Raw genomic sequence first — 26,163 nt, 5'->3', positions numbered from 1 at the left:
CACAGTCTCCAGATGGATTTTTATGTATTTTCTGGATCACATACTATGAGAAACACGAATATCTATCCAATGACATTTTCTGGCAGTTTGATACTCATTTCGACATCAGCGTAGCAGCCGCAAACCGTACAGGCCACCCGCCATCGAGCCTGCGCGCGCGACGAACCTCACCACCAATTTGCCGCCGGCCGCCATCGCAGGCGGGATGGCGTAGTCCCTGGTGTAGATCTCCTGCGGCGATGCGGCGTCCAGCGTCACCTCGGCCAGCGGCTGACCGTTGATGAAGATATCGAAGCGGCGGCCGGCATCCAGCGTCGAATAAGTCAGCCGCAGCGTGCGCGCCTCGCCCTTGCGGTCATTCAGGTCGTAGCTGAACCAGCCGCTCGCATGCCGCCAATGCAGGCCTTTGTTGATGCCCGCGTCGGCACCCTCGCCTTTGAAGAAGTGGTCGGACTCCGGCTGCTGCTCGCCAGGCGCCACCTGGTCTATGGTCTGCGCATTCAGTGCCAGCCGCGCCGCCTCGTCCTTCGCGGCCTTGGTCTGCATGAAGGCCAGGTTGGCAGGCGTCGAATACGGCCAATACACCACATAGCGCGAATCGTGTAGCCGGAAGAACGGGATGAAGGTGACGCTGCCGACGTTCTTGCCCTGCACCAGACCGGGCGCCGTGAACGTCAGCGGCCTGCCCGGCACCGGTTTGAAGCGGTCCATGAAGGCCTTCGTATCGCTGACCAGCGTCGGCGCGGACTCCAGCGGGCAGACCTGCCCTTGCACCACGTGGCCCATGCGCGAATCGTCGGCGAAGAAGTTCAGCTTTTCACCCGCGAAGGGATTGGTCTTCGCCGCCAGAACGATGGGGCCGTGCAGCACAGCGTAATAGTTGGATTTGTCCGGCATCTGCTCCAGATGGGTTTTCATCGACAGCTGGATATCGACCTTGTCGCCGTCGCGCCATAGCCGGCGCAGGCTGACGTAGCGGTCCGCGCCAGCATCGGCCGGTACAGGCTTGCCGTTGACGGCGATACGCAAAGCGCCCCGCGCTACCCACTCGGGATAGCGGATCTTCATTGTGAAGGCCCTGCTGCGATGGACCGTGATCGTGCTGCGGTCTTCGTCCGGGAAGCGATTGGCCTGGGTGATCATCACGCCCTGCGCGCGCCAGTTCAGCGTCGAAGGGATGAACAGATTCACATACAACTGGTCGCCGCGATGCGCGTAAATGAATTCGCCGTACTTGGCATGGCTTTCGATGCCGGAGCCCACGCAGCACCACATGGCCTTGTCCACCTGCGAGTAGACGCGGTAGTGGTTGGGCCGCATCGGCGTGAAGTAGACGAAGCCGCCGCTGTCCGGCCGCTGCGAGGACAGGATGTGGTTGTACAGCGCACGCTCGTAGTAGTCGCTGTAGCTGCCTTTGGCGTCGCCGAGGAACAGCAGCTCGGTGAGCTTGAGCATATTGTAGGTATTGCAGGTCTCGGGCCCCTCCACCTCGTCGACCATGGACGAGAAGTCCCTGTCGTCGTGGAAGTGCTCCTTGACGCTGTTGCCACCGATGGCGACGGTACGGTGATCGCGTACGGTCTGCCAGAAAAACTGCGCGGCCTGCTGCCAATCGCGGCGGCCTGTCATGTCGCCGATGCGTTTGAAGCCTATCACCTTGGGAATCTGCGTGTTGGCGTGCAGGCCGGTGAGCTGGTCCTTGCCTTCTTCCAGCGGCCGCAGAATGGCCTGGTGCGAGAAGCGGATCGCCAGGTCCATGTATTTTTTTTGCCCCGTCATCTGCGCGACATCGGCCAGCACTTCGTTCATGCCACCATGCTCGCTGCGCAGCATGGCCTGCATCTGCTCTTCGCTCAGGTGCGACGTAAGCTCCAGCGCCCAGTCGGACATCGCTATCAGCATGGCGCGTGCATCCGCGTTGCCCGCATAGGTGTAGGCGTCGCGCAGGCCGGCGTACACCTTGTGCAGGTTGTACCACGGGACCCATTTGCCGTTGACGGAGAAGTTATCGGCATGAAGCTCGCCCCTGGCGATGGCCTGCCACGCGGCGCTGCCGTCCGGGATGCCGCCGATGTAGCCGTTGCCGTTGCGCGCCTGGCAGCGCTTGAGTTCCGAGACGAAGTAGTTAAGCCGCCGCAGCACTTCCTCGTCGCCGGTGGACGCGTACATCAGCGCCAGCGCGGACAGGTAATGACCGCCGAGATGGCCGTCCAGGCCCGTGGACTCCCAGTTGCCGTAGCTGGGCTGCTTTGGCGGCAGGCCGGCCTCGCGCAGGAATGGGGCCAGCAGGCGGTCGGGCTCCATCTCAAGCAGGTAGTGGAGGTCCGTCCGCTGAGCTTCCAGAAACGGGCTGTCGCCAAGACGGACATCGGCCAGAGGGAAGAGCTGTAACGGCGCGGCAGCGGCAGATGCGCCCAGCACCGCCGCGAAAATGAACGCAGCGGCCCTGCGCAGCGCGGCCGCCAGCGTCATGGCGTTGGCAGCTGCGTGCTGCGGTACCGGTTCAGGTCAGCCTGGTCCACCACCGGCCAGCCGCTGGCATCCCATTTCATTTCCATGATCTTCAGCTTTTGCAGGTAGTTGTCCGCCGTCTCGTAGGCGTGCAGCACCATGTAGTCCTTGCCGTCTATCGTGTATGCGCTGTTGTGGCCGAGGCCTTTCCAGTCCTTGTCGCCGGCGATGACGGTGGAGCCGCCGCCCTTCATCATGTCCACGCCGTTCTTGTCGACGTAAGGCCCGGTGACATCCCGCGACCGTCCGACCACGACATGGTAAGTGCTGTCGCCCTTGCGGCAGCACAGCCCGAACGATGCGAACAAATAGTAGTACTCGCCTTTCCTGAAGATAAACGGCGCTTCGATTTCGTCCGGCCCGGCCGATTTGTCCGCCACCGACGGCCCGCGCGAGCGGCTGGCGATCGCGTGCCACTCCTGCGGCTCCGCCAGGCCGGTCCAATCCGCGTTCAGCTTGACCAGTTTCAGCCCGCTCCAGAAGGAACCAAAAGCCATCCACGCGCCCCCCTTGCCGTCTTCGACGATGTTCGGGTCGATGGCGTTCCAGTCGTCGCGCAGCGGCACCGATTGCAACACCATGCCCTTGTCTTCCCAGCGATAGTCCGGCGAGCGTGGATTGAGCGTCTTGTTGACGGTGACGCCGATGCCCGACGTGTTCTTGCCGAAGCCGGACACGGAATAGTACAAATAGTATTTACCGTTATGGAAGTGCACATCCGGCGCCCAGATATGACCATCGAACGTCGGCGCGGCGCGCTTGGCCCACACCGGCTGCTCCTTGAAGACCGGACCTTCCGGCGTCCAGTCCTTCATGTTCTTCGAACTGTAGAAGGTGATGCCTGGCCCCGTGCTGAAGACGTACCAGGTATCCCCTTCCTTCGCCATCACCGGATCGTGGACGCTCACTTCCTTGGCGGAGCAAGCCGACAGCGCCGCCAGACCCAATGCAAATATCGCAGACTTCATTTCAACTCCCTGTACGCGCACCCCAGATCGACACGCCATCCACCGACTGCGCCGTCCACGTCACCACGAAAGCGCTGGCGTTGGTATTCCATTGGCGCGACAGCACGCCGTTGAATGTTCCCGCTGCGTCCAGCGATATCGTGATCTTGTTGGCTCCATTATGCTTCCAAGTGCCGGTAGCAGCACCGGAAACCGTGCCGTCGGCGGCCAGCCGGATATTCTGAGAGGCCTTGATCGCTGCCGTGATGTCCTTGCCGTGGTTGATCATCTTGTAGGCGCCGGCGGCATCGGCGGCCGTCACCTCGGCCGACAGCACCGTCGCGCTCTTGCTGAGCGGCGCGTAGCGGAACGGCGACACAACGATCCAGCCATCCTCGTTGATGAACATCTCGTGCACGCGGATCTGGTGCAGCTCGCCGGTGCCAGGGAAGCGCGTGTGGAACACCAGGAAGTACTGGCCGGTCGCGGCTTCGTAGTAGGCCGAGTTGTGGCCGGGCGATACATAGCCCAGCGGCGTGCCGCTTTCGCCGTCGGCCAGCGCGAACTGGTAGTTCCCCATGATCTTCTGGCCGAACGGCGCGATACTGGCGTCGTCGAACAGCGGCAGCGCGGGGTTGGACTTGACGTTCGCCATGTCGTTGCCCTTGGCGTCCACGTAAGGGCCGTCCGGGTTCAGCGAGCGCGCCACGCGCATGTTGTAGGCGCCGTTCGCATCCAGTCCGCCAAAGGAGGTGAACAGGTAGTAGTACTTCGACTGCGGGCTGTACATCACGTACGCGCCTTCGATGCGGCTGTGGTTCCCGCCCATCAGGTGCTTGCCATAGCCCTGGCCCGGTTTCTGCAAGCCGGTGGCGGGGTCCATGGCCAGGATGAAGATGCCGCCCGAATAGGAGCCGTAGACCATCCACAGCTTGCCGTCCTTGTCGAAGAAGGTGGTCGGGTCCACCACGTTCGGCATCGTCAGCGCATCGTAGACGTTGACGCCGTCCTCGCTCACCTGGCCCCACATACCGGACTTGAGCAGGATCTGTTTGTTGACGTACGGGCCTTCGACCTTGTCCGCGACGGCCACGCCCAGCGCCGAACGCGGGGAGTCGCCCTTGCAGGCGTTGTAGTAGAAGTAGAACTTGCCGTCGCCGAGCTTGACCACATCCGGCGCCCACAGGTCCGTCACCTGCGCCCAGGTGAAGGTGTCCGCCAGCGCGGTAACGACGTTGTTGAACAGCGGGTTGGCAGCATTGACGCCGTCGGCGATCTTCGTCCAGTTCATCAGGTCCGTCGATTTGGCGGCGGCCAGGTGCGAGCCGAAGACGTAGTACGTGCCGTCCACCTTGATGACGGCGGGATCGTGCACGGACGCCTCGCCGAACGTGATGCTGGTCGGCGACGGGGGCGGCGTCGGCGTCGGTGTTGGCGTTGGAGTCGGCGTAGGAGCCGGCGCCGGTGTTGGCGTCGGCGTCGGGGCGGCAGTGCCGCCTCCACCACCGCAGCCCGCCAGCAGCAGCGCAACGCCGCCGGCGATGGCCTTACGGCGCGAGATCGAGATATCGTGTTCGCTCATGGCCTCACTCCACCGCGACCACGATCACGGCCTTGGCCGGAATCTTCACCGTCAGCTTGCCCTCGACGGCAGTGGCGCTGAACGGCGCAGGCTTGATGGCCTGCGGCGCCTGGAAGGTGTTATGCGCATCCATCGCGGCGGCGGTCAGCACGCGGCCCTTGACCGCCTTGATCGCCTGCCCCGGCACGTTGATCGCCACATCCGCAGCCTGCGCAGGGTTGGTGTTGACCAGCGCCAGATACAGCTTGCCATCCGTACCGCGCGCAGCCGATGCACTGATCTCCGGCACGCTGGCGCCATCGAGCGCGTACTGCGGGTTGTTCGACAGCGTCAGCGGCAGCGAAGCCGCGCCCTGGAACGGCACGTACATCTCGAAGGCGTGATAGGTCGGCGTCAGCACCATCTTGTCCTTGTCGGTGATGATCATCGATTGCAGCACGTTGACCATCTGCGCGATATTGGTCATACGCACCCGGTCTGCATGGGCATGGAAGATGTTGAAGTTAAGCGCTGCAACAACCGCATCGCGCAAGGTGTTCTGCTGAAAAAGGAAGCCTGCGTTGGTGCCCTTCTCCACGTCGTACCAGGTCCCCCATTCGTCGACGAACAGGCCAAGTTTTTTCTCCGGGTCGTTCTTGTCCATCGCGGCGGAGTTCTTGCGGATGTGGTCTTCCATGCGCAGCGTGTTGGACATCGTGGACATCCACTCCTTCTCCGGGAAGCCGGTGGCCGCGCCCTTCACTTCCCATTTGCCGGTCGGGATGGTGTAGTAGTGGAAGCTAATGCCGTCGGTCTGACGCTTCAGCTGCTTGCTCAGCACCTCGGACCAGCTCACATCGTTGTCGTTGCCACCGCTGGCGATCATCTTCGGACGGTATTGCTGCGGCGCGCGCAGGAAGGTCTCGACGTTCTTGTACAGGTCAGCGTAGTGTTCCGGCGTCATATTGCCGCCGCAGCCCCAGGCCTCGTTCCCGATCGCGAAATAGGCCACCTTGAACGGCTTGTCGCGGCCATTCTTGCGGCGCAGGTTGGCCAGCGTGGACTTGCTGTCCGAGGTCAAGTACTCAACCCACTCCGACATCTCCTGTGCGCTGCCGGTACCCAGGTTGCCGTTGACGTAGGCATCGGCGCCCAGCAGATCGACCAGGTCGAAGAACTCGTGCGTGCCGACGGCATTGGATTCCTCCACACCGCCCCAGTTGGTGTTGACCTTGACCGGCCGCTTCTCGCGCGGGCCGATGCCGTCCTTCCAGTGATATTCGTCGGCGAAGCAGCCACCCGGCCAGCGCACCAGCGGCACGTGCATGGCCTTCAAGGCGCCGACAACGTCGTTACGCCAGCCCTTGGTGTTCGGGATCTTCGATTTAGGGCCGACCCACATGCCTTCGTAGATGCCGGTACCGAGATGCTCGGCGAACTGGCCGTAGATATCCTTGTTGATAACGGCGCCCGGCTTGCGGGCGTCGATGGTCAGGCCGATGGTGTCGGCCGTAGAAGCTGCAGATGCGGCACCGCCCGAGGCGAGCAGGCACAGGGCGAGTACGCCATGTTTGATTTGGTTCATTGTGATCTCCTGTTTATAGTTTTATGACGAAGCCGCCGTGCGGCTTGATCGTGACTGCCACTTTCTTACCCGTCGCTATGCTGCGCTGGGTGAAACTGCGTTCGGTGTCGCCGTCGCCGATGACCACGCCCTGCCTGGCGTTGGCAAAGGACAGGTCCAGCATCAGCGTCTTGTCGGCACCGGTAGCGTTGATGCCGGCGATGTACCAGGTGTCGCCGGAGCGGCGAGCGATGACAGCGTACTGGCCCGGGTAGCCATCCAGCAGACGGCTGTCGTCCCAGCTGCGCGGCAGCTCCTGCAGGAAGGCTTTGACGTAGGCAGGCACGGTCGCCATGCCCTCCGGGATCTCGGCGAAGTGCTGGATGCCGGAGATGTACAGCACTGACGTGGCCAGTTCGAAGCCGTTGCTGGAGCTGCGCTTGATCTTGGGGATATCTCCGAATACCATCGGCGTGAAGTCCATCGGGTCGAACAGATTACGGGCAAACGGCAGCATGGCTGCGTGGGTCGGCATCTTGTCCTCGTCGGCCTGCTCGAAGGTGGTGAACTCCATGCCGCGCACGGCTTCCATCGTCATCAGGTTGGGCCAGGTGCGGGTCCAGCCGCGCGGCAGCGTGGCACCGTGGAAGTTGACCAGCAGGCCCGCATCCGCAGCGTCGCGCAGGATGGCGATGTAGTAGGCGATCATCGATTGCGCATCGCCGTTGAAGAAGTCGATCTTCACGCCTTTGACGCCAATATCGCGCAGGCGCTTGAACTCGGCCACTCGCTGCTCGTGTGTCAGCAGCTGGCTCTTGGGCGAGTACTCGGTCTCGTTCCAGGGACCTGACGAGTTATACCAGAGCAGGATGCCGACGTTCTTCGCTGCGGCGTAGCCGACCAGCTCCTTGATTTTGTCGTAGCCGATCTTGCGGTCCCAGTCTGCATCGATCAGGGTGTAATCCCAGTGCATGTCGGCGGCGTAGTCGATGAACTTCTTCTGTACGTCGTAGACAGTGGCGTCGTCCTTCATCAGCGCCCAACTCCACGATGCGTGGCCGGGTTTGACCAGTTGCTTGTCGAAGGCGATGGCCGGTGCGGCCAAGTCGGTGCCGAGCGTAGAGTTCACGACGGTCTTCAACGCCCCCAATGCCAGCAAGCGCCATGGCGATGTGAGCGTGCCGTCGACTTCTGCCAGCAAGCCGCCGCCGGGATAGACTTCAGCGGCCATCGGATTGCCGATGCTGTAGGTGCCGCCCAGGGACTCGGGCGCCAGGCGTGAGGCCTGGAAGCTGCCATCCATGCCGGCTTCGGAGATCGCCACCCAGTTGTCGCCGCTCTTGAACAGCGCAGGGAACACCCAACCCGCAGGCGACGGCGATGGCATGCCGACCGGGATGTCCATCTGGTAGTGCTCTTCATAGGATGGATTGGTGCGGCTCCACCCGGTCTGCGCGACGGCGATCGGTTGCAGCCACGCCTTGGCTGCAGGAGGCAAGGCGAAGGTGGTGCGTTCCTGGATCAGCTTCTTGTGCGGCAACGCAGGTTCAGCGACGATGTAGCGGAAAGCGACGCCGTCGTTCGATACGCGGAACACGATGTCCATCGCCTGCTGCTGCGGATTGCGCACGGTGTAGGTCTGCTCGTTGGCGCGGTAGCTGATACTGCTCTTTTTACCGACCGCCATCTGGTATTGGTCGCTGACGATGCGGGTTTTGGAGGTAGCGGCCAGCGTCAAGGCGCTGGCCAGGTCGGCCCCTTGCAATTGCAGGCCCAGGGTGGAAGCCAGCAGCACCGGCTTGCCATCGCGCGAGATCGAGTAGCTCAACGCGCCGCCGGCGGTGGAGTGCAGCGTGACGGCGACGTGACGATCGGGGCTGGTCAGCACCGGTGCCGCGACGGCAGCCGTCATAGCGCTGGCAGCTAGCGCCAGCGCGGAGAAACATGTCTTTACCATGTTCTTACCTTTTTTTATGGTTATGTATCCCCACCGCCTCATCGGGCGGTTGTCTCCGGGGCCCTGCTGTTTTATACCCAGCCTGCATCCACGATAAACTCCTGCGCGGTGCACATGGCGCCATCTTCGGCCGCCAGGAACAGCACCATCGATGCCACGTGCTGCGGCATCAGTTTGGTCGGCAGGCATTGGTTGCGTTTGATGTCCTGCTCACCCGCGTCGTCCAGCCACAGGTCGATCTGGCGCTGCGTCATCACCCAGCCAGGCGTCACCGTGTTGACGCGGATACCGTGCGCGCCGAACTCGCGCGCCAACCCGCGCGTAAGGCCGTGCACCGCCGCCTTGGACGTGGCGTACACCGCGTAGCCGGCATTCTTCACATGCCACGAGATCGAACCGACGTTGATGATCGAGCCGGAGCCCTTCTTCTTCATGCCCGCCAATACCGCCTGGCAGGTGAAGAACATCGGCCGCTGGTTGATGGCGATGCGCTCGTTCCAGTAGTCCACCGTTACTTCCGCGGTTTCGTGGCGCTGGTCGTTGGCGGCGTTGTTGACCAGGATGTCGAAGTCGCCGACAGCGGCGACCATCTCGGACATGGTGTTCTGCAGCTCAGCGATGTCGGTGATGTCGCATTGGCGGAACAGCGGCTCGGGATAACCTGCCTCTTTCACGCGGCGGACCAGCGCCAGGCTGGCGTCGCGGGCGATGTCCACGAATGCCACCTGCGCGCCCTGCTCGGCGAAGGAAATCACCATCGCCTCGCCGATGCCGGTGCCGCCACCGGTGATGAATACACGCTTGCCGCGCAAGCTGCCAAATTTGGCCAATTGGGTCATACGGTCTCCGTCTTGCTTTTATCAGCTGCACGTCAGTTCGCCGTCGCGGCGGCGCCAGGCTGCTGCGCCGTTGTCGCGCAATACCTCCGGCAGCAATGCCTCCGGCAGGTTCTGATACGACACCGGACGCAGGAAGCGCACAATAGCGCCCGTCCCTACGGACGTGCTGCGTCCATCGGACGTCGACGGGAACGGCCCGCCATGCACCATCGCGCTGCACACCTCAACCCCGGTCGGGAAGCCGTTGGCCAGGATACGGCCCGCCTTGCGCTCCAACACAGGCAGCAGCGCATGCGCCAGATCCAGATCGCCGTCATCCAGTTGCAGCGTGGCTGTCAGCTGGCCTTCCAGGCTCTCCACGACCTTGTGCAGCTCCGCGATATCCTTGCACGCGACCACCAGCGAAGCCGGGCCGAATACCTCTTCCGACAACGCATGCTGCTCCAGGAAGGCCTCGCCGCTGGCGACGAACAGCGCCGGAGCGCCCTTGCCTTCCGACTGCGGCGCCAGTGCCAGCGTCTTCACGTCCGCATGCTCCGCCAGTTGCGCGACGCTGCGCTGGAAGCTGCCGGCGATCCCCGGCGACAGCATCGCGCAGGCCGCGCCACCCACCAGCGCCTGTGCCGCAGCATGGGCAAAGCGGTCCAGGTCCGGGCCGGCGATGCCGATCACCAGGCCCGGATTGGTGCACATCTGCCCCACACCCAGCACCAGCGAAGCGGCGAAGCCGGCGGCGATGTCCTCGGCGCGCGCAGCCAGGGCGCGCGGCAGCAGGAACACCGGATTGATCGAACTCATTTCCGCATACACGGGAATCGGCACCGGCCGCGCAGCCGCAACGCCCATCAGCGCCACACCGCCGCTACGCGAACCCGTAAAGCCGACCGCCTTGATGGCCGGATGACGCACCAGCTCCTGGCCGATGCCATTGCCGCTGCCGGTCAGCAGCGAGAACACGCCGGCCGGCAGTCCGCACAGCTCAACCGCCTTGACCACGGCGCGGCCCACCAGTTCCGACGTGCCGGGATGCGCGGAGTGCGCCTTCAGCACGACCGGGCAACCGGCAGCCAGCGCCGACGCGGTGTCGCCGCCAGCTACAGAAAAAGCCAACGGGAAGTTACTGGCCGCGAAGACGGCTACCGGACCGAGGCCGATCATGCGCATCCGCAGGTCGGGACGCGGCGGCGCCCGTTCCGGCAGCGCCTTGTCGATGCGGACATCGTTCCACGAACCTTCGCGCAGCAGGTTGGCAAACAGTTTCAGCTGGCCGACGGTGCGGCCACGCTCGCCCTCGACGCGCGCACGCGGCAGGCCGCTTTCGGCCATCACGCGCTCAACCAGCACATCGCCCAGCGCCATGATCTGGTCGCCGATGGTTTCAAGGAAGACGGCGCGCTTCTCGTCGCTCAGCGCGCGGAAGGTGTCGAACGCGGCGTCGGCCAGGCGGCAGGCCTGGTCGATCTGCGCGAAATCGACGCCGAAGAATTCAGGGTCCATCTGCTGTTGCAGCGATGGGTTGTAGGCGCGGATCGCAGCGCCCGTACCTTTGACGGCCACGCCGCCGATCAGTGCTTCACCGTTGATGATCATAATGCTTTCACTTTCGCGACTTCGGTTTTGTACACGGCCAGCTTGTTGCGCAGGGCCGGGCCGAACTGCGGCGCTTCGATTTCAAACGTCTCGCCTGGTTTGACGACGATGTTGTCGGCCACGCTCAGCGTCGCCGTGCCGAAGAAGTGGATATGCACATCGCCGGGACGCTTGAACAGCGGGTATTTGAAGTGGTGGTGTTCCAGGTTGGCGATGGTGTGCGACATATTCTGTTCGCCGCTGAAGAAAGCCTTCTCCCAGCGTACCTTGCCTTCCACGTCGTAGATGCGCGACGTGCCTTCGATATGCGCAGGCGCTTCGCCGACCAGCAGCGCCGGGCCGAGGCCGCAGGCGCGCAGCTTGGAGTGTGCGAGGTACAGGTAGTTCTGGCGTTCGGTCACGTGGTCCGAGAACTCGTTGCCGATGGCGTAGCCGACGCGGTATGGCTGGCCGTCGTCGCCGATCACGTAGAGGCCCGCCACTTCCGGCTCCTCGCCGCCGTCGAGCGCGAAATCCGGCATGTTCAGGGCCTGGCCGGTGGCGGCGACGATGGAGCCGTCGCCCTTGTAGAACCATTCCGGCTGCACGCCCGCTACACCCGCAGCAGGCTTGCCGCCTTCCACGCCCATGCGGAACATCTTCATGGAGTCGCTCAGGGATTCGACATCGCCGCCGATTTTCTTGTGCATGGCGTCGCGGGTGTCGGCGCTGCCCAAGTGGGTCAGGCCGGTGCCGGTGACGTAGCAGTGGGCGTCGTCGCTGTGGTCCAGCGGTGGCAGCAGGCGGCCGGCTGCGGCCACGGCGTCGAAGGACAGCACTGCATGACCGGTGGCCTTGGTAGCCAGGTCGGCCAACCCGACCGACTTGCGGATCGCGTCCTGCGCCAGCGCGTAGGTCGTGTCATAGCCTTCGATGACGCGGATGGTGTTCTGTTCCAGCACGCCGATCTTGCGGGCGCCTTGTTCGTTCTTGAATTGTACGAGCAGCATAAAGTCTCCGGATTTTTATCAGTGCGAGTGGCGCGGCACGGCCGAGCCGCGGTTCCCGACCAGGAAGTCGAAGTCGCAGCCTTCGTCGGCTTGCAGCACGTGTTCGATATACAGTTTCTGGTAGCCGGTCTTCGGTCCCGGCGCGGAGCCGGCGACGCGTACGGCCTGGCGTTCCGCCATCTCCGCATCCGAAATCTCCAGGTTCAGCAGACCGCCTGCGCAATCGAGCGTGATCCAGTCGCCGTCCTTGACGATGCCCAGCGGGCCGCCGGCCATCGCTTCCGGCGCCACGTGCAGCACCACGGTGCCGTAGGCGGTGCCGCTCATGCGCGCATCCGAGATGCGGACCATGTCCTTGACACCGGCCGCCAGCAGTTTCGGAGGCAGGCCCATATTCCCTACTTCGGCCATGCCGGGATAACCTTTCGGGCCGCAGTTCTTCATCACCAGCACCGAGCTGGCATCGACTTCCAGCTCAGGATCGACGATGCGGCTCTTGTAATGCTCGAAGTCCTCGAACACCACGGCGCGGCCGCGATGCTGCATCAGCTCCGGCGTGGCGGCGGACGGTTTCAACACCGCACCGCGCGGCGCCAGGTTGCCGCGCAGGATGCAGATGCCGCCATCCTTCAGCAGCGGCTTCTCCAGCGGACGTATCACCTCATCGTCGTAGATCGGCGCTTCCTTGCAGTTTTCCCACAGCGATTTGCCGTTGACGGTCAGCGCGTCAGGATGCGGCACCAGGCCGCCGTCGCCCATGCGGCGAATCGCGCCCGGCAGGCCGCCGGCGTAGTAGAACTCCTCCATCAGGAAGCGGCCCGACGGCAGCAGGTCGACGATGGTCGGCGTGCCACGGCCCACACGGGTCCAGTCTTCCAGCTCCAGATCGACGCCGATGCGGCCGGCGATGGCTTTCAGGTGGATCACGGCGTTGGTCGAGCCGCCGATGGCGGCGTTGACGCGGATCGCGTTCTCGAAGTTTTCGCGCTTGAGGATCTTCGACAGCGTCAGGCCTTCCTTCACCATTTCAACGGCGCGGATGCCCGACATGTGCGCCAGGATGTAGCGGCGCGAATCGACGGCTGGGATGGCGGCGTTGTGCGGCAGCGTGGTGCCCAGCGCTTCGGCCATGCAGGCCATCGTCGATGCCGTGCCCATGGTGTTGCAGGTGCCTGCGGAGCGGGAGTGGCCCGACTCCGCCGACATGAATTCGTGCATGGTGATTTCGCCGGCTTTGACCTGCTCGTGCAGCTGCCACACGGCGGTTCCGGAGCCGATGTTCTTGCCATTGAGCTTACCGTTCAGCATAGGGCCGCCGCTGACGACGATGGTCGGGATGTCGACCGAGGCGGCGCCCATCAGCAGCGCAGGCGTGGTCTTGTCGCAGCCGACCAGCAGCACCACGCCGTCCATCGGATTGCCGCGTATCGATTCTTCGACGTCCATGCTGGCCAGGTTGCGGGTCAACATGGCGGTTGGGCGCAGGTTCGATTCGCCGTTGGAGAACACCGGGAATTCGACCGGGAAGCCGCCCGCCTCCAGGATGCCGCGCTTGACGTGTTCCGCCAGCTTGCGGAAGTGGGCGTTACAAGGGGTCAGCTCGGACCAGGTGTTGCAGATGCCGATGATCGGCTTGCCCTGGAACTCGTGATCAGGAATGCCCTGATTCTTCATCCAGCTGCGATACATGAAACCGTTCTTGTCCTGGGTACCAAACCACTCGGCGGAACGCAGTTTCACCTTTTTGTCGCTATCAGACATGCATATCTCCTCAGTATGTTCCTGTACGGGGACGTGGTTGTCATGCCCCCGTATCGATAAGCCATACTAAGTTGTAGTGAGATATCTTTCCAATAAATTATTATTCGACTTTGATACCAGAATGAGTATCAGTCTTCGACGGAGAAGCGGTAGCCCATGACGGTGGTGTACTCCGCGCCGGGGCGCAGTATCGTCGATGGGAATTCGGCTTGGTTGGGCGAATCGGGATAGTGTTGCGGTTCGAGGCAGAAGCCGCTGCGGTGGCCGTAGATGCGGCCTTTGCCCTGCATGCCGTCGTGCAGGAAGTTCCCGCTGTAGAACTGGATGCCCGGCTCCTGCGTCACCACCTCCAGCACGCGGCCGGACGACGGATCGCGCACGCGGGCCGCCAGCTCCAATGCATCGGGCTGCGATTTGTTCAGCACGAAGTTGTGGTCGTAGCCGGTACCGTGGCGCAGTTGCTGGTCGTCCGCGTCGATGCGGGCGCCGATGGCGTGCGGCGCGCGGAAATCGAACGGCGTGCCGGCCACCGGTGGCAGTTCGCCGGTCGGTATCAGGCCGCTGTCCACCGGGGTGTAAGCGTCGGCCGCGATGGTCAGTTCGTGGGCCAGGATGTCGCCCTTGCCGGCCAGGTTGAAATAGGCGTGGTTGGTCAGGTTGACCGGCGTGGCTTTGTCGCTGATTGCGTGGAAAGCGATACGCAATTCGTTATCGTTGCGCAGTTCGTAGATCACGGTGACTTCCAGGTTGCCGGGGTAGCCTTGTTCGCCGTCGGGGCTCAGGTAGCTCAGGATCAGGCCTGCGGATTTGGGAGTGGCGAAGGATTCGGCTTCCCACAGGCGGCGGTGGAAGCCGTCCTGGCCGCCGTGTAAATGGTTTATACCGTTGTTGACGTCCAGCTGGTGGGTTTCGCCGTCCAGCGTGAAGCGGCCGTTGGCGATGCGGTTGCCGTAGCGGCCGATCAATGCGCCGAAGTAGTGGGATTCGCCCAGATAGGCTGCCGGGTCGTCGAAGCCCAGGCAGACGTCGGCCAGTTGGCCGTTGCGGTCGGGGGTGTGGATTTCGGTGATGACGCCGCCGAGGGTGCTGATCTTGACGATCATGCCGTTGGCGTTGGTCAGGGTGTACAGCGTGGCGTCTGGGCCGAAGGGCGAACTGGTGATGGTTGGCTGCATGGGTGCTTTCTATGGCAACGGCGGCCGACGGGAATCGCTCCCGTGGCCGCCGCGAATGTTCTATGGTTCCCCGCTTTCGCGGGGACGACGGTATTTAGGCCAACGAGGGCTTTCCGAAAACCGGCATGCCCTGCCCGTCCCATTTCAATGGTTTGACGTAGGTGTGCCGGTCCGGGTTCCACAGCGGATCGCCGATAATCTCGGTATAGGTGCGCGCATGATAAACCAACATGACGGTTTCGCCATCGTCACCGACGGTGAAGCTGTTATGTCCAGGCCCATACACGCCATGCTCGTAGCAGGTTTGCAGCACCGGCTGCGGCGCCTTGGTCCACGCGGCCGGGTCCAGCGGATCGGCATTTTCGTCCGCCCACAACAAACCCATGGCGTAGTTCTCGTCGGTGGCGCTGGCCGAGTAGCTGATGAAGATCTTGCCGTTCTTCTTCAGCACCGACGGCCCCTCGTTGACCCAGAAACCGCGTATCTCCCAGTCGAACTCCGGCTTGCTCAGCATGACCGGCGGGCCGCCCAGCTGCCACGGCGTTTTCATCGGCGCGATGTACAGGTTGGAGTTGCCTTCGATGGCCACGTCCTTCTGCGCCCACAGGTAGTACAGCTGTCCCTTGTGGTTGAAGGTGGTGGCGTCCAGGCAAAAGGTGTCGATGCCGGTGTCGATCTGGCCCATGAACTCCCACTCGCCTTCCAGTGGATTCGGATTGGCGTTGCGGATCGCGTACATGCGGTGCTGGAACAGCTTGTGTTTGATCTCGCGGCTAGGCGCGGCGGCGAAGTAGACATACCAGGCGCCGTCGTTGAAGTGCAGCTCCGGCGCCCAAACCAGTTCGCTATACGGGCCGCTATCTGGCTTGTGCCAGACATTGACCTTGGCCGCATCCACCAGACCGGCGATGGTCTTCGCGCGGCGCAGTTCGATGCGGTCGTACAGCGGCACCGATGCGGTGAAGTAGTAGTAGCCGTCGCTGTGACGAATGATAAAAGGATCGGCGCGCTGCTCGATCAGCGGATTCAGTACATCTTCCATTGCTTCGACTTCCAAAAAATTAGACTGCCACATAGCCCTTGACTCCCATTTCCGCCTTGACCTCGGTGTAGTACTTGTCGTTGATACGGTACTTGAACATCAGAAGTCCCATCACGGTATGGAAGAAACCGGGGATCAGCGTCATCATCAGCACAATGCCGTGCAGCGCGTAGGCGGTCTGCTCGACGTTGGGCACATAGGCGAAGTGCGTCAACAGCTTGCCGACCAAAACGCCGGCGATGCCCATGCCCGCCTTCTGGCAGACCGAGATACCGCCGAACGCAAAGCCCGATACGCGCTTGCCCGTCTTGACCACGCCGTAGTCGATGGTCTCGGCGATGGCCGACCAGAACACCGGCGCATGCAGGTCCACCACGAACGACAGCAGGAAGTACAGCACGAAGGCGAGCACGGTGTCGCCCGGCCCGACGAAGAAGTAGATCGCGCCACTGAGAGCGCCCACGCCGATCTGCGTCCAGCGGAACAGATTGACCTTGCAGTAGAACTTGGTGATCCAGGTCGAAGCGATCATCGACAGAATGGCGGCCACCACGCCGGTCGACAGGAAGGCCGAAATGGTCGGGCCGTCGGCGCCAAGATAGTACTTGGCGTAGTAGATGGCCACCGAGCCGCGCACCACGTAGCCGATGGTGCCGGTCACGCAGACGCCGCACAGGATCAGCCACTGGTCGTTCTTCACCAGCACCTTGACCTGCTCCCACAACGACTGCCGCTGCACCACGTGCTGCACGCGCTCGCGAGTGGTGAAGAAGCAGAACAGGAACAGCAGCACGCCCATGCCGGCCATGACGGCCATGGCGAACTGGTAGCCTGCGGCGGCGTTGCCATTACCCCAGCGCTCCGACAGCAGCGGCACGATGACCGTCACCATGAAGGCGCCGATCTTGGCGAAGAACAGGCGGTAGCCGTTGGCCGACAAGGTTTCCTGCGGATCCTTGGACAAGGCGCTGGGCAGCGAGATGTAGGGAATGCCCACGCCCGCCGTCATGATGGTCATGATGATGTAGGTCGAATAGGCCCAAACCAGCTTGGCGCTGTAGCCCCAATCCGGCGTGGTGAAGACGAAGAACACGCTGAGCCCATACGGCACGGCCAACAGCAACAGCCACGGACGGTAACGCCCCCAGCGGCTGGTGAAGCGGTCGGTGATCTGGCCCATCGTCAGGTCGGCCATCGCGCCGACGAACTTCACCACGCCAAACATCATCGCCAGGTCGACCGTCTTCAGGCCGTAGATGTCCGTGTAGAAGAAGGTGATGATCAACATCATCGACGAGATCACCACGTTCAGCGCCATGTCACCGGCGCCAAAGCCTACTTTTTCCAGCAAAGACATTTTTTGATTCGACATCGGATACTCCACCAGTTGTCATTCCCGCGAACGGGAATGACGTCTACACAACAAGACGGGAACGCTCTTTACCGCCGGGGCTTACATCTTCCAGCGCAAGCCAACCGATACCGAACGTCCGATCTGGAGCGTACCGAAGTTGGTCAACTGCGCGTTGCCAGCACTGCCGAAGTGGTAGTACTGCTGCTGCATTTCATTGGTCAAGTTGACACCGCTAATATCGACCGACATGTTGTCGTTGATTTTATAGGAGATCTGCATGTCAACACTCTTTTCCGGATGACGCCAGATACCGATCGGGTTTGCAAACAAGGCGGCTTCGTTGTTGGCCAGGAAGCCGGAGCGCCAGACATAGGACAAGCGCGTGCTGATCGGGCCCTTTTCGTAAGCCAGGGTGGCGTTGTACGAGCTGTTGGACACGCCGAAGAACGGTGTCTCGAGCTGGGAGACGATGACGCCGGCATCATTGGCGTCGGGCACGTTCTGCGACGACGTGAGTCGCGTATAGCTGCCCTGGAATCCCAGGCCGTCCAGCAGGCTCGGCAGCCCTTTCGGGAAGTAGATCAAGCCCAGCTCGGCGCCACTGATCGTGCCGTTGGAGGCGTTGACCGGCGAGTTAATGACGTAGTCATAGCCGTTCGTATGGTCGCCGCCCGAGGTCGAGTTGCGGAACGGGTCGTTCGCCGGATCGACGTGTACCCTGTGACGCAAGCCCACGACCAGGCCGTCGATCTTGCGCTTGAACGCAGTGCCGTAGAGTGCGCTGTCCTTCTGGAAATACCACTCAGCCGTCAGATCCAGGTTCTTGGAGCGCGTCGGTTTCAGGTCCGGATTGCCGCCGCTGCCCGAGCCATAACCCACCTTCGAAACGTCGTCACCGAGCTGCAAGACAGGATTCAGATCACCGAAGTTCGGGCGGCGCAGGGTTTCACCATAATTAAAGCGCAGCACTACGTCCTTGGATGGGTCGTAAATCAGCGTCATGCTGGGCAAGACCTTGCTGGTCGACTTGCTGGCGCCGGACGGCGTGACCGCCTTGGTGCTGGCATCCACCTTGTAGAAGGTCATGTCGGTATCGACCTTAACGTAGCGCACGCCGAAATTGCCGCGCAGGCGATGGCCGAACAGCTCGTTCTGGGTATTCCCCATCAGGAACAGGTTGCTCGTCTTTTCTTCGACCCCGAAGGTCTTCTGCAGGCTCAGCTTGTCCGTAGTCAGGAAGTTCGGATCACCCGCGTTAAACAGCTTGCGCCAGTCGTCGATATGGTCGCGGATGTAGTAGGCGTTGGGCTCCACCCACGAGCGCGGAACGTCCGAAATGGCCGTGCCGAAGTTCGAGTTGGTGGAGGCATAGTCCGAGCCCAGCGAGGCGAGGTTGCGGTTCAAGGTGCCCGATTGGGTGCGGTTGGCCTCCGACGCCTTGCGGTCGTCGAAGCGCAGGCCGAAGTGGAGCGTCTCCAGCGGACCCCAGTTGGCATCGAAGACGCCCGCCAGGTTGGCTGTCGCGGCGCTGCCCGTGTTGCGGTTGGCGTTATCGTAGAACTGCGCGACATTCCACTTGCTCGCGTCGGTCAGGTCGGCATCGTTATTGAAATGGAAGGCTGTGTTGCCGCCGCCGGCATTGAAGTCGACGTTGATGGAAGGTGCAACGCGATCAATCCGGGTGGCTGTGAATTCCGAGTGATAGGTGCTGGTCTGGTACGACACATCGCCTTCGAGCCTCAGGCGGTCGCCGAGGTTCCACTTGCCGTTCAGGGCATAAACGTAGGAATCGGTTGCCGACGTGGTGTAGTCGCCGCTGTTGAAGCCATAGACGTTATTGACTTTACGGGTCTTGATGACGTTGGTTCCCGGGTACGTCGTGATCGTCCCCGCAGGGTTGCTGCCGAGATCGCCCCACCAGTCAACAAAGCTGAACAGCAACTGGTTGAAGGACTTGTCACGATAACCGTTGTACATCGATTCGAAGGTGTAGACCGAATCGCTGTTCGGCTTCCACTGCAAGGCGAGATTGGCGGCGGGACGCTCCCGCTTGCCCTGGACGTCGCTCTGGAAGACGGCGTCGCGCGCCAGGTAATAAGGATAGGCTTTGCCATTGAAATCCAGCGTAGAACCCGCTGCCATCGGCAAGCCGGTATGGGTACCAGGCGTCCAGATATTGTTGTCGAAGATGCGCTGCAAGGGCGTGTAACCCGGCGGAACTTCGGCGGCATTCGGGCTGGTAAACGGCACCATGGCGCCAGGCGTCACGCTTTCATTGCGGTACTTCGTCTCGCTGGCCGACAGGTTGACCAGGGCGCCGACTTCGCCGATGCCGGTTTCCCAGCGATTGCTTAACAGGGCGCTGAGCTGCGGGTTCGCCTTTTTCGCGGGATCGAGATAGGTTTCGCGCGCCGACAGCGACACTTTCGGCCCCTTGAAATCGAATGGGCGCAGCGACTTGACGTCAACCTGGCCGGCAATTCCCGTGTCTAACTGGCTGGCGTCGCGCGTCTTGTAGACGTCGATCTGGCGAACCAGGGTCGAGGGAATATCCTGCAGCGCGACCTGCGTGCCGGATGCTGTGAAAATATTGCGGCCGTTCCAGGTGGTTTGCACGTCGGGCAGACCACGAATGGACAAAGTGCCGACTTCGCCGCCGGCGCGGTTGGTGACTTGTACCCCCGTCACGCGCTGCAGCGCTTCGACGACATTGTTGTCGGGCAGCTTGCCGATGTCTTCGGCAACGATCGATTCCACAACCTGGTCGTTGGTGCGCTTGATCGCCAGGCTCTTGATCAGCGATGCCTTGACGCCGGTGACGACCACGGTCGCGGCGTCGTTCGTGGTGTCATTCGGTTCCTTCTTTTCGGCGACCGCTTGCGCCCACACCGAGGCGCTGCTGAGCAGGCCGGCTGCGGCGAGCACGGCGACGCCGGTTTTCAGGACGAGGCGATGCTTCGCCTGGGACTCGAAAGTCCCGGTTGATAGTTGGTTCATACGTCTCCTGTGTTATCTGTTTTATAGTTTTGTGCAGCGACCTCGAAATCATCTTAGGGTCTGAGCAAAAAACAAACCAATCAATTTTTTCGGGTTTTTGATACCAAAAAAAGTATCAGCACAGGCAGGAAAAATAATAAAAAAGCCCGCGCGCGGCGGGCCTCATGCATTTTTTGCATGACTTTACTGGAAGGCGACCTCCGTAAAGCTGCGTAACTTGCGGCTGTGAAGCTTGTCCACGCCCAAAGCGCGCAGCAGCTCCAGCGCGCGGATGCCGATCCGTAAATGCTGGTCAACACGGTCGCGATAAAACTGGTTAGCCATGCCGGGCAGCTTGATTTCACCGTGCATGGGCTTGTCGCTCACGCACAACAAAGTCCCGTACGGCACGCGGAAACGGAAGCCGTTGGCGGCGATGGTGGCGCTTTCCATGTCCAGCGCGATCGCCCTGCTCTGGCTGAAACGGCGTTCCGGCGTGCGCTGCGGCAGCAGTTCCCAGTTGCGGTTGTCGGTGCTGGCGACGGTGCCGGTGCGCATCACTCGCTTGAGGTCGTGGCCGGTCAGCTGCGTGACCTCGGCCACGGCGGCCTCGATCGCCACCTGTACCTCGGCCAGCGGCGGGATCGGCACCCACAGCGGCAAGTCTTCGTCGAGCACATGATCCTCGCGCACATAACCGTGCGCCAGCACGTAGTCGCCCAGCTGCTGGGTGTTGCGCAGGCCGGCGCAGTGGCCCAGCATCAGCCAGGCGTGCGGCCGCAGCACGGCGATGTGGTCGGTGATGGTCTTGGCGTTGGCCGGGCCGACGCCGATGTTGACCATGGAAATGCCGGTGCCGTCGGCGCGGATCAGGTGGTAGCCCGGCATCTGCGGCAGGCGCGGCGGCAGCGAGCCGTGCGCGTCGCTGGCCTGCACCGCCTGGCCGACGCGGCGCGTGACCATATTGCCCGGCTCGATGAAGGCGATGTAATCGTCGCCCGGCGCGCTGGACGCCTGGCTCATCAGCTCATGCCCCAGCTTGACGAATTCGTCGATGTAGAACTGGTAGTTGGTGAACAGCACAAACTTTTGGAAGTGCTCGCAGGAGGTGCCGGTGTAGTGGCGCAGGCGTTGCAGCGAGTAGTCCACGCGCGGCGCCGTGAACAGCGACAGCGGCTGCGCCTCGCCCGGCGGCGGCTCGTGGGTGCCGTTGGCGATGCCGTCGTCCATGGCGGCAAGGTTGGGCAGATCAAATACGTCGCGCATCAGCAGGCGCCGTTCGGCGCTCATATTGCCTTCAATGTGCTCGTGCTCGGCGAACGAAAAGTGGATCGGGATGGGCTGCGAACTGGTGCCCACTTCGATGCGCAGATGGTGGCTGCCGTGGTTCTTCAACAGCAGCTTGAACTGCTGCTGGTAGTAGCGCGCGAACAGGTCGGGCCGCGTCAGCGTGGTTTCGTAGGTGCCGGGGCCGGCGACGAAGCCGAAGGCCAGCGTCGAATCGGCGCGGGCCACGGTGTCGGTATGCACGCGCACAAACGGGTAGCAGCCGCGTACATGCTCGCCGACATCCTCGCCGGCGACAAAGCGTTTCATGGCGTCGCGCAGGTGGGCGACGTTGGCCTCGTAAATGGCCAACACCTGTTCATAAGCGGCAATCGGATCGTCAAATTGCAGCGGTGCGATAAACGGACGGGTCATGGACATTTGGCTCCTTGGTGGCGCAGGTAGTTCCTGATATTTCCTATTGTAAAGGCTGTAAGCGGAACTTGCATGCTCCCTCTAGGGGAACGCACAGGCGTACCGTACAATGACACCCGCCAACACAAAATAAAGTAACAGCATGAACGACCCAGTATCGCCGCACATTCCGCAATCGCATCCAGACATTCTGTACGGGGCGCCGCAAGGCGACCTGCTGCGCGAGGAGATACTGGCCGATCTGCTCGAAGCGAGCGCCGCCCGCAACCCCGGCCAGACCGCGCTGATCTTCGGCGAGCGCCGCCTCAGCTACGGTGAACTCAACGCCCAGGCCGACCTGGTGGCCGCGCGTCTGATCGATGCGGGCGTGCAGCCGGGCCAGATCGTCGGCCTGTGGCTGCCGCGCGGGATCGAGCTGCTGGTGCTGCAAGCCGGCATCGCCAAGGCCGGCGCGGCCTGGCTGCCGGTCGATGAAGACACGCCGGTCGACCGCCTGCAAGTGTGCCTGGACGACGCCGACGGCGCCGGCGTGCTGACCTGCGCCGCCTTCGCGCCGCGCCTGGCCGGGATTGGCCGCCCCGTCTGGACCGCCGAAGCGCTGCTGGCCGCGCCGGCCGACGGCGCCGAGCTGTCGCGCCGCGGCGCGGTTTCGCCCGACGTCCCGGCCTACGTCATCTACACCTCCGGCTCGACCGGCAAGCCGAAAGGCATCCTGATCACCCAGCGCAGCATCTGCCACTTCCTGCGCAGCGAAAACGAAGTGCTGGGCGTGACCGCGCAGGATAAGGTCTACCAGGGCTTCTCGGTCGCCTTCGACATGTCGTTCGAAGAGATCTGGATCGCCTACCTGGCCGGCGCCACGCTGTGGATCGGCCCCAAGGAAATCAGCGGCGACCCGGAGACGCTGCCGCGCATGCTCGACGAAAACCAGGTCACGGTGCTGCACGCCGTGCCGACGCTGCTGGCGCTGTTCAATCAGGAAGTACCCAGCCTGCGCCTGATTAACCTCGGCGGCGAGATGTGCCCGGAATCGCTGGTGGAGCGCTGGTCGCGCGCCGGCCGCCAGATGTTCAACACCTACGGTCCGACCGAAGCGACGGTATCGGCCAGCCTGGCGCGTTTGCAGCCCGGCCATCCGGTCACGATCGGCACGCCGCTGCCCAACTACGGCCTGCTGGTCATCGACGTCAACGCCCTCCCCGCCTTGCGCCTGCTGCCGCGCGGCGAAATCGGCGAGTTGTGCATCACCGGCCCGGGCTTGGCGGCGGGCTATCTTGGCCGCCCCGACCTGACGGAAGAAAAATTCCTGGTCAATCCCTGGTCCAGCGGCGCGCATGACGGCCGCCTGTACCGCACCGGCGACCTGGCCCGCATCGACGCCGACGGCGAAGTGCTGTGCCTGGGCCGCGCCGACGACCAGGTCAAGATACGCGGCTTCCGCGTGGAGCTGGGCGAGATCGAAGCCGTGCTGGCGCAACAGGAAGGCGTGGGCACCGTGGCCGTCCTGCTGCGCAAGGACGACGGCATCGACCAGCTGGTGGCCTACATCGTGCCGGAAGCGGGCGTGGAATTGGACAGCAAGGCGCTGCGCGCCAGCCTGGCCGCCAAGCTGCCGCCGTACATGGTCCCGGGCCGCTACGAAATGCAGGAAGCCATGCCGCGCCTGACCTCCGGCAAAATCGACCGCAAGGCGCTGAAGGCCATGCCGCTGAGCGCTCCGCCGGCCGGCGGCAGCGAAGATTCAGACCTGCCCGAGACCCCGGCCGAGGAAGCGCTGTTCGCCGCGCTGGCCGCGCTGTTCCCCGGCCAGCCGGTGCTGCGCCAGGCCGACTTCTTCACCGACCTTGGCGGCCACTCCTTCTTTGCTGCACGCCTGGCCTCGGCCCTGCGCGCCGACCCGCGCTTCGCCCACATCACCGTGCGCGACATCTACCAGCAGCGCCAGATCGGCAAGATCGCGCAAGTGCTGGCCGACGCGCCCAAAGCGGCCGAAGTGGAAGCCGACTGGACGCCCCCCTCCACGCTCAAACGCTGGACCTGCGGCCTGGCCCAAGCGGCCGCCATGCCGGCGCTGGTGGCGCTGCGCATGGCGCAGTGGCTGGCGCCGTTCTTCACTTACCACTTCTTCACCGGCGATCCGGGCGACTCCGTGGTGCGCGCCATCGCCGCCTCGGTCGGCGTGTTCCTGCTGGCGACCATCGGCGAATTCGGCATCGCCATCGCCGGCAAATGGCTGATCGCCGGCCGCCTGAAAGCGGGCGATTATCCGCTGTGGGGCGTCACCTACTACCGCTGGTGGCTGGCCGACCGCCTGGTCGAAGCCGCGCCGGCCTATCTGCTGAGCGGCTCCTCGCTCAACGCCTGGTGGCTGCGCGCGCTGGGGGCCAAGGTGGGCAAGGACGTCATCATCGGCTCGATGACGCTGCGTTCGCCGGACCTGCTCAGCATCGGCGACAACGTCAGCATCGGCAATGCCGTCAATTTCGAGAACGCCCGCGTGCAGCGCGGCCGCCTGCTGCTGGGCCAGATCACGCTGGGCGATGACGCCTGCATCAGCTCCTTCGCCGTCTTGGAAGGCAATACGCAGGTCGAAGCGCTGGGCCACCTGGAAGGCCAGTCCGCACTGGGCGACGGCGCCCGCGTACCGGCCGGCCGTGTCTGGGCCGGTTCGCCGGCGCGCGACACCGGCGCCTTCGACACCACCCGCCTGCCGCCGCGCCCACAAGTCGGCGCCGCGCGCCGTTTGGGCGAAGGCTTGTTCTTCATCTTCGGCATCCTGCTGATCGTCACGCTGTTCTTCATGCCGGTGTTCCCGAGCTTCGTGCTGATCGACTGGTTCGACGAACAGGGCTGGCTGCCGTGGATACAGGGCGACGACGTGCGCATCCAGCTGCTGCGCTACTTCCTGCTGGCCTTCCCCGCCAGCACGGTGCTGATCGTGCTGACGGCGATACTGTCGGCCGGCATCCGCTGGAGCGTGCTGCCGCGCCTAAAGCCGGGCCGCTCGGCCATCCACAGCAACACCTACTGCGCCAAGTGGCTGGTCAGCCAGATCCAGGAATCGAGCCTGAACGTCCTGCACGGCATTTACGCGACGGTGTTCGCGCCCTACTGGTATCGCCTGCTGGGCGCCAAGGTCGGCAAGGATGCTGAGATCTCCACCGCGCTGGGCGTGGTGCCGGACATGCTGACCCTGGGCGACGAAACCTTCATCGCCGACGCGGTGATGCTGGGCGACGAGGAGATCGACGGCGGCTGGATGATCATGAAGCCGACCGTGATTTCGCACCGCAGCTTCGTCGGCAACGGCGCCTACATCCCGGACGGCACGGTGCTGCCCGAGCATGTGCTGATCGGCGTGCATTCGCGCGCGCCGGACAACGAACAAATGAAAAGCGGCGATACCTGGCTTGGTTCCCCGCCGATCAACCTGCCCGCACGTGAGCAGACCAGCGGCTATCCTGAGAACCTGACCTTCCACCCGTCGCCCTTGCGCCGCCTGGGCCGCGGGCTGATCGAAGCATTCCGCATCGTCGCGCCGCACGCGCTGGTGATCGCGGTCGGCTACACGCTGGTGCTGGCGGTGATGCCGGCCGCCGGCGCCGGCCGCTGGGCCGAAGTGACCTGGGATTTGACGCTGGCGGGCCTGGGCTACGGCATCGGCAACTACATCTTCGTGGTGGCGCTCAAGTGGCTGCTGATCGGCCGCTATCGCAAACAGTCGGAGCCGATGTGGACGCCGTTCGTGTGGCTGTCCGAAGGTGTGACCAATCTGTATGAAGGTATCGCCGTGCCGAACTTCATGCGCTACCTGCGCGGCACGCCGTGGCTGCCGCTGGCATTCAACATGCTGGGGTCGCGCATCGGCAAGGGCGTGTATCTGGACACCACCGACATCACGGAATTCGACTGCGTGCATATCGGCGACCACAGCGAACTCAATGCGCTGACCTGCCCGCAGACCCACCTGTTCGAGGATCGCGTGATGAAGATCGATCGCGTCACTATCGGCAAGAACGTCTACATGGGACCGCGCAGCGCAGTGCTGTACAGCGCCGTCGTCGGCGACAACGCCCGCCTCGGCGCGCTGACGCTGGTGATGAAGGGCGAGCAGATTCCGGCCAACGGCTACTGGGCCGGCTGCCCGGCCGCACCGGCGAGATGATGGAGCTGGCCGTCCATGCCTGGCCCGGCCC

General features: G+C 63.3%; 15 protein-coding genes. 1 reads left to right on the top strand and 14 read right to left on the bottom strand.

Features of this window, described 5'->3' with window-relative positions:
* Positions 1-105: 105 nt before the first annotated feature.
* The 14 genes from GEV01_RS09760 to GEV01_RS09695 all read right to left on the bottom strand — a co-directional run bounded on the left by GEV01_RS09760 (position 106) and on the right by GEV01_RS09695 (position 21,967).
* The gene (locus GEV01_RS09760) at positions 106-2,472 is read right to left on the bottom strand and encodes a glycoside hydrolase family 127 protein (protein ID WP_152803755.1); all 2,367 of its coding nucleotides are present in this window, start codon (positions 2,470-2,472) and stop codon (positions 106-108) included.
* Positions 2,469-3,479 carry an arabinan endo-1,5-alpha-L-arabinosidase gene (locus GEV01_RS09755; RefSeq protein ID WP_152803753.1) on the bottom strand — a complete coding sequence of 337 codons (1,011 nt, stop codon included), beginning with the start codon at positions 3,477-3,479 and terminating at the stop codon, positions 2,469-2,471. Before GEV01_RS09755 ends, GEV01_RS09760 begins: the two co-directional genes overlap by 4 nt.
* 1 nt (position 3,480) lies before the next feature.
* Positions 3,481-5,040 carry a glycoside hydrolase family 43 protein gene (locus tag GEV01_RS09750; protein WP_152803752.1) on the bottom strand — a complete coding sequence of 520 codons (1,560 nt, stop codon included), beginning with the start codon at positions 5,038-5,040 and terminating at the stop codon, positions 3,481-3,483.
* Positions 5,041-5,044: 4 nt separating this feature from the next.
* Entirely contained in the window at positions 5,045-6,604 is a 1,560-nt protein-coding gene (locus GEV01_RS09745; RefSeq protein ID WP_152803750.1) for an alpha-N-arabinofuranosidase, read from the bottom strand.
* Between the two features lie 13 nt (positions 6,605-6,617).
* Complete coding sequence (locus GEV01_RS09740; RefSeq protein ID WP_152803748.1) at positions 6,618-8,540, bottom strand: glycoside hydrolase family 97 protein; 1,923 nt, start codon at positions 8,538-8,540, stop codon at positions 6,618-6,620.
* Between the two features lie 71 nt (positions 8,541-8,611).
* Positions 8,612-9,379 carry an SDR family NAD(P)-dependent oxidoreductase gene (locus GEV01_RS09735; RefSeq protein ID WP_152803746.1) on the bottom strand — a complete coding sequence of 256 codons (768 nt, stop codon included), beginning with the start codon at positions 9,377-9,379 and terminating at the stop codon, positions 8,612-8,614.
* A gap of 21 nt (positions 9,380-9,400) precedes the next feature.
* Positions 9,401-10,969 (bottom strand): aldehyde dehydrogenase (NADP(+)), encoded by a 1,569-nt coding sequence (locus GEV01_RS09730; RefSeq protein WP_152803744.1) that lies wholly within the window; start codon positions 10,967-10,969, stop codon positions 9,401-9,403.
* The gene (araD1, locus tag GEV01_RS09725) at positions 10,966-11,958 is read right to left on the bottom strand and encodes an AraD1 family protein (RefSeq protein WP_152803742.1); all 993 of its coding nucleotides are present in this window, start codon (positions 11,956-11,958) and stop codon (positions 10,966-10,968) included. Before araD1 ends, GEV01_RS09730 begins: the two co-directional genes overlap by 4 nt.
* An 18-nt stretch (positions 11,959-11,976) precedes the next feature.
* Entirely contained in the window at positions 11,977-13,719 is a 1,743-nt protein-coding gene (locus GEV01_RS09720) for an IlvD/Edd family dehydratase (protein ID WP_152803740.1), read from the bottom strand.
* A 128-nt stretch (positions 13,720-13,847) separates the two neighbouring features.
* Positions 13,848-14,894: an aldose epimerase family protein gene (locus GEV01_RS09715; RefSeq protein WP_152803738.1), complete on the bottom strand. Its 1,047-nt coding sequence runs from the start codon at positions 14,892-14,894 to the stop codon at positions 13,848-13,850.
* Positions 14,895-14,988: 94 nt separating this feature from the next.
* Positions 14,989-15,936: a glycoside hydrolase family 43 protein gene (locus GEV01_RS09710; RefSeq protein WP_152803736.1), complete on the bottom strand. Its 948-nt coding sequence runs from the start codon at positions 15,934-15,936 to the stop codon at positions 14,989-14,991.
* 19 nt (positions 15,937-15,955) lie between these two features.
* Positions 15,956-17,308 (bottom strand): MFS transporter, encoded by a 1,353-nt coding sequence (locus tag GEV01_RS09705; RefSeq protein ID WP_152803734.1) that lies wholly within the window; start codon positions 17,306-17,308, stop codon positions 15,956-15,958.
* Positions 17,309-17,389: 81 nt separating this feature from the next.
* Positions 17,390-20,287, bottom strand: coding sequence for a TonB-dependent receptor (locus GEV01_RS09700; protein ID WP_152803732.1), 2,898 nt, complete (start codon positions 20,285-20,287; stop codon positions 17,390-17,392).
* Positions 20,288-20,470: 183 nt separating this feature from the next.
* Positions 20,471-21,967, bottom strand: coding sequence for an AMP nucleosidase (locus tag GEV01_RS09695; protein ID WP_456239005.1), 1,497 nt, complete (start codon positions 21,965-21,967; stop codon positions 20,471-20,473).
* 142 nt (positions 21,968-22,109) lie between these two features.
* Here GEV01_RS09695 and GEV01_RS09690 point away from each other — a divergent pair, with 142 nt between their 5' ends.
* A complete protein-coding gene (locus GEV01_RS09690) occupies positions 22,110-26,132 on the top strand; it encodes a Pls/PosA family non-ribosomal peptide synthetase (protein WP_152803728.1) in 4,023 nt (1,340 codons plus the stop codon).
* The last annotated feature ends 31 nt before the right edge of the window (positions 26,133-26,163 follow it).

The organism is Rugamonas rivuli (assembly GCF_009380165.1).
Lineage (GTDB): Bacteria > Pseudomonadota > Gammaproteobacteria > Burkholderiales > Burkholderiaceae_D > Rugamonas > Rugamonas rivuli.
This window is presented reverse-complemented; position numbering and strand designations above follow the sequence as displayed.